This window comes from Streptomyces sp. (assembly GCF_019510245.1).
Classification (GTDB): domain Bacteria; phylum Actinomycetota; class Actinomycetes; order Streptomycetales; family Streptomycetaceae; genus Streptomyces.
On sequence record NZ_JAEKKT010000397.1, the window covers coordinates 1 to 5116 of the forward strand.

General features: G+C 72.5%; 4 protein-coding genes and 1 pseudogene. 4 read left to right on the forward strand and 1 reads right to left on the reverse strand.

The window, feature by feature from the left end; genetic code table 11:
• Together JF597_RS52785 and JF597_RS52790 are read left to right on the forward strand one after the other, a co-directional pair.
• The coding region (locus tag JF597_RS52785) for a hypothetical protein (RefSeq protein ID WP_294014073.1) at positions 1–944 on the forward strand (944 nt) is incomplete at its 5' end.
• A gap of 30 nt (positions 945–974) precedes the next feature.
• A complete protein-coding gene (locus JF597_RS52790; RefSeq protein ID WP_294014074.1) occupies positions 975–2069 on the forward strand; it encodes a phosphotransferase family protein in 1095 nt (364 codons plus the stop codon).
• 10 nt (positions 2070–2079) lie between these two features.
• Here JF597_RS52790 and JF597_RS52795 read toward each other — a convergent pair whose 3' ends face one another.
• Positions 2080–2514 carry a hypothetical protein gene (locus JF597_RS52795; protein WP_069761509.1) on the reverse strand — a complete coding sequence of 145 codons (435 nt, stop codon included), beginning with the start codon at positions 2512–2514 and terminating at the stop codon, positions 2080–2082.
• Between the two features lie 267 nt (positions 2515–2781).
• Between JF597_RS52795 and JF597_RS52800 the strand changes: the two are divergent.
• Both JF597_RS52800 and JF597_RS52805 read left to right on the forward strand, forming a co-directional pair.
• Positions 2782–3147, forward strand: a pseudogene (locus JF597_RS52800) (Lrp/AsnC family transcriptional regulator); the annotation flags it as partial.
• 96 nt (positions 3148–3243) lie between these two features.
• A complete protein-coding gene (locus JF597_RS52805; protein ID WP_294014075.1) occupies positions 3244–4839 on the forward strand; it encodes an amidohydrolase in 1596 nt (531 codons plus the stop codon).
• Positions 4840–5116: the final 277 nt, after the last annotated feature.

The window sequence follows — 5116 nt, forward strand, 5'->3', positions numbered from 1 at the left end:
ACCTCGGGGTGATCGACGCCTACGCGACCCTGCGCCTCGGCGAGACCCTGCACGCGGTGCGCGCCTCGGACGCCCTGCGCGACGACTCGCGGACGGACCTCGCCGTCGGCCCGCTGCGCATCCTCGTCGAACGCCCCCTGCGCGACTTCGTCTTGAGCTGCGCGGCGGCCCCCGACGACCCGGACGGGCTGTCGTTCGAGATCAACTGGAGTGCCGACTTCCCGGCGCTCTGGGAACCGCACCACCTCCAGCGGCGCGGCGGCCGGCTCACCCTGGAGGGACGGCGCTTCGCGCAGGCCGGTCACTGCGACGGCTGGATCAGGGTGGGCGGGCGCGAGCTGCGCGTGCGGGGCTGGACCGGGACCCGGGACCGCAGCTGGGGTGTGCGGCCGGTGCCGGGGGAGGAGGGCGGCCGGCTCGCGGAGGAGCACCCGACCGCGGGCTTTCACTGGATCTGGTGCCCGGTCCGCTTCGAGGACCGCTTCCTCATGGTGATCGTCCAGGAGGACGCCGACGGCCACCGCTCGCTCAACGACGCGACTCTGGTCCGCCCGGGCCACCGCGACCGCCAACTCGGCTGGCCACAGGCCGAGATCACCTACCGCCCCGGCACCCGCCACCCGGAACGCGCCCTCGTCCACCTCGGTGACGTCCGCAAGCCCATGGAGCTGGAGGTGGAGGTCCTCACCTCCTCACCGCTCGCGCTCGGCGCCGGCTACCCGCCTGCCGACGACTGGCAGCACGGCACCTGGCAGGGCCGCGACTGGACCGACCGCCGCACCTACGACCTCACCGAGCCGCACCCCCTGGCCGCGTTCGGCGTCACCGACCACGCGGCCCGCTTCCGGCTGGACGGCCGGATCGGCCACGGCATCTTCGAGCACGGATCATTCGGACGGCACGACCCGAGCGGCTTCACCGGCTTCGACTCGGTGGCTCCGTGAGGAGGACCCGGACACAAGGGAGTTGACGACGTGGCCACGGCACCCCGCCCCCGCACCACCACCCGCGACCCCGAGGAGCTCGCCCACCGCCTCACCGCCTGGCTCGGCACCCGCCTGCCCGGCGCCAAGGCCGTCGGCGTGACGGTCCCCGCCTCGAACGGCCTCTCGAGCGAGACCCTGCTCTTCGACATCGAACACCCCGGACCGCCCCTGCGCTCCTGCGCGTTGCGGCTCGCCGCGGATCCGTCGGCGTACACCGTCTTCCCGGTCTACGACATGGTCCGCCAGTACCGCACGATGGAAGTGGTGGGCCGCCTTTCGGACCTGCCCGTCCCGAAGGTGCAGTGGCTGGAGGAGGATCCGGGCCCGCTCGGGGCATCCTTCTTCGTCATGGAGCGCGTGCGGGGGCGCGTACCGCCCGATGTCATGCCCTACACCTACGAGGGCAACTGGCTGCACGCCGCGAGCGACACCGAGCGCGAACACCTCGAGACCGCCACGATCGGGCTGTTGGCACACCTTCACGACCAAGTCCCGGTACAGGAAGCGGCGTTCCTGGAGCCGCCCGGCGAGGGCGACGCGCTGCGCCGCCATGTCACCGCCCAACGCGCCTACTACGACTGGGTGGTGGACGGACTCACCCGCTCACCCCTCATCGAGCAGGCCTTCGACCGGCTGGAACAGCTCTGGCCGGCCGACCCGGGCCCGCCCGTCCTCAACTGGGGCGATGCGCGCATCGGCAACGTGATCTACGACGGCTTTGACCCCGTAGCCGTCCTGGACTGGGAGATGGCGGCCCTGGCCCCGCGCGAGGTCGACCTCGGCTGGACCGTCTATCTGCACCGCTTCTTCCAGGACCTGACGGTGGCCTTCGGCCAGCGCGGTCTGCCCGACTTCCTGCGCCGGGACCGGGTGGAGGCCCGCTATGCCCGACTCACCGGCCACACACCGCGCGACATGGACTTCTACACGCTGTACGCCGCGCTGCGGCACGCGATCGTCATGCTGCGCATCGCTTATCGCCAGGTGTTCTTCGGCGAGGTGGCCCTCCCGGCGGACCCGGACACACTGATCCTGCACCACGGCAGCCTGCGAGCCATGGTGCAGGGCAGCTACTGGGACTGAGCGAGACGGCTCAGGCGGCCTGACCGCGAATCACCGGCACGCGCATGGGGCGCGAACCGGGGCCACCGACGTGGGAGAACGGCTGGGTCCGCCAGTCGAGCCCCTGAGGGAGCGTCAACAGCAGGGCGGTGTCCTGCTCCTGGGGCTCGGCCGACTCGTCCGCCGACCGGGCCTCGGAGGCCTTGCGGCCCGTACCGGCGCAGACCGTGAGGCCGAAGGGGTTCCACGGCGAGGCGCACAGCGCGTGCTCCGGCAGCACCTCCTCGTCCGCCAGCAGGGCGATGGGCTGCACGCAGTCCGGGCAGATCACCCGGTACATCTCGAAGGTGTCGTACGCGTCGAAGTCGTCGTCGAGAGCGTCGGGTTCGACGCCCTCCGGCTCGGACTCGACAACCGCCTGGAGGCGCTTGGGCGCGGTACGACCAGGACGCTGAAGACTCTGCATTGGGTTCTCCCCCTCGGACTGGGCCGTGACGGCGCTGCGGCCTCGACCACAGCAAGCACTTCCCGTCCCCTCATCGCGGTAATCACGAGAACATCACGGAGGTCGTTCGGTGCGTGTGGCCTTCGTCACATGCCGCTCGCAGATGCCCGTGGCGGTCGCTTTGTCCCCAGGCGGCTCACAGGCACCTCTCGGTCACATCACGAACCGGGCATGACCTGGGGCGCTGAGGTATCCGAGGAGATCAGGCGCACTGTAGGTTCTTGCGCCATGGAGGAGCTGGACCGACAAATCGTGCAGCTGCTCGTCAAGGACGGGCGGATGAGTTACACGGACCTGGGCAAGGCCACGGGCCTGTCCACCTCGGCCGTGCACCAGCGGGTGCGACGGCTCGAGCAGCGTGGTGTCATCCGCGGGTACGCCGCGGTGGTCGACCCCGAAGCGGTGGGCCTGCCCATGACGGCCTTCATCTCGGTGAAACCCTTCGACCCCAGCGCCCCCGACGACATCGCGGACCGCCTGGCCGGCGTCCCCGAGATCGAGGCGTGCCACAGCGTGGCGGGCGACGAGAACTACATCCTGAAGGTGCGTGTGGCGACCCCGCACGAACTGGAGGAGCTGCTGGCGAGGGTCCGGAGCCTGGCGGGAGGCAAGGCCACCGCGCATCTGAACGAAGGGGGACCGCGTCCACCCGCACTCCGACGGCGCGCGGGCCCCTGCGAAACTGTCCCCATGAGCGAACCGAAGACCGTCCTCCTCCGCCGTGGCGTGGTCCACAGCCCCGCCGACCCGTTCGCGACAGCGATGGTCGTGGAGCGAGGGCAGGTCGCCTGGGTCGGTTCGGAAGGGGCCGCGGACGCCTTCGCGGACGGCGTCGACGAGATCGTCGACCTGGACGGTGCCCTGGTCACCCCCGCGTTCACCGACGCCCACGTCCACACCACCGCCACGGGTCTCGCCCTGACCGGCCTCGACCTCACCGGCGCCTCGTCCCTGGACGCGGCCCTGACGCTCGTACGGGACTTCGCGGCCGCCCGCCCGAACGACCGCGTCCTGCTCGGTCACGGCTGGGACGCCGCCCGCTGGCCCGGCGGACGCCCGCCCACGCGCGCGGAACTCGACGAGGCAACAGGTGGCCGCCCCCTGTATCTGAGCCGCATCGACGTCCACTCGGCGGTCGTGACGACGGCACTCCTCGACATGACGTCCCTGGGGCTCCTCGACGGCCCTCTCACGGCCGACGCCCACCACGCCGTGCGCGCTTCGGCACTCGGCTCCGTCACGCCCGCCCAGCGCACCGAGGCGCAGCGCGCCGCCCTCGCCCACGCCGCCTCCCTCGGCATCGGCACGCTTCACGAATGCGCAGGCCCCGAGATCTCCTCCGAGGACGACTTCACCGGGCTGCTGCGGCTCGCGAGCCAGGAGCCGGGCCCGAGGGTGGTCGGCTACTGGGCCGAGCGGGCCGATGAAGGCGTTGCCAAGGCGCGGGAGCTCGGTGCGCTCGGCGCCGCCGGGGACCTCTTCGTCGACGGCGCCCTCGGTTCCCACACGGCGTGCCTGCACGAGCCGTACACCGACGCCGGCCACACCGGGATCGCCTACCTGGACGCCGCCGCCGTGGCCGACCATGTCACCGCCTGCACCGAAGGGGGCCTGCAGGCCGGCTTCCACGCGATCGGCGACGCGGCGGTGGACGCCGTGGTCGACGGCGTCCGCGCCGCCGCGGAGAAGCTCGGCCTCGCCCGCGTCCGTGCCGCACGGCACCGTGTGGAGCACGTCGAGATGCTCACCCCCGAGGCCGTCGCCGCCTTCGCCGAACTCGGTCTGACCGCCTCCGTCCAGCCCGCCTTCGACGCCCTGTGGGGCGGCGAGGACGGCATGTACGCCCAGCGCCTGGGCCGGGACCGGGCGAGCCGTCTGAACCCCTTCGCGGCCCTCCTGCGCGCCGGTGTCCCGCTCGCCTTCGGCTCCGACAGCCCCGTCACCCCGCTCGACCCGTGGGGCACTCTCCGCGCGGCCGCCTTCCACCGAACCCCGGAGCACCGCGTCTCCGTACGCGCCGCCTTCACCGCGCACACCCGCGGCGGCTGGCGGGCGATCGGCCGCGACGACGCGGGCGTCCTGGTGCCCGGCGCCCCCGCGGACTACGCCGTGTGGCGCACCGACGAACTGGTCGTGCAGGCCCCCGACGACCGGGTCGCCCGCTGGTCCACCGACCCCCGCTCCGGCACCCCCGGTCTGCCCGATCTGACGCCGGGCCGTGACCTGCCCGTCTGCCTGCGGACCGTGGTCGGCGGACGGACGGTCTTCGTACGGCCGGGCGAGTGATCTCCGGGGTGGCGCGGCACGGATCGCCCGCTGCCGCGCTGTCGCGCGACCTGCGCATCCTCGGCTCTGACCAGGGCGTTGGCGACAGATGTGCAGGTCGAACGACTGTTGACAGCCGACGGCAGGGGGCCGGTAGGTTCGGCCGGGTCCACCACCGGACGCCCGACCGGGGAATTCCGCCCAGTCGTCGCAGCGCCGCTGGGTCAGGGACGGTGTGCCGCACCGGAACACCGTCACTGGGAGCCAGGCCCAGCGCTCGCGCCACGACGAGGAGACG

Coding starts and splice junctions, on each gene's coding strand:
- JF597_RS52795 (WP_069761509.1), bottom strand. CDS start 2,514: ATGCAGAGTCTTCAGCGTCCTGGTCGTACCGCGCCCAAGCGCCTCCAG.
- JF597_RS52805 (WP_294014075.1), top strand. CDS start 3,244: ATGAGCGAACCGAAGACCGTCCTCCTCCGCCGTGGCGTGGTCCACAGC.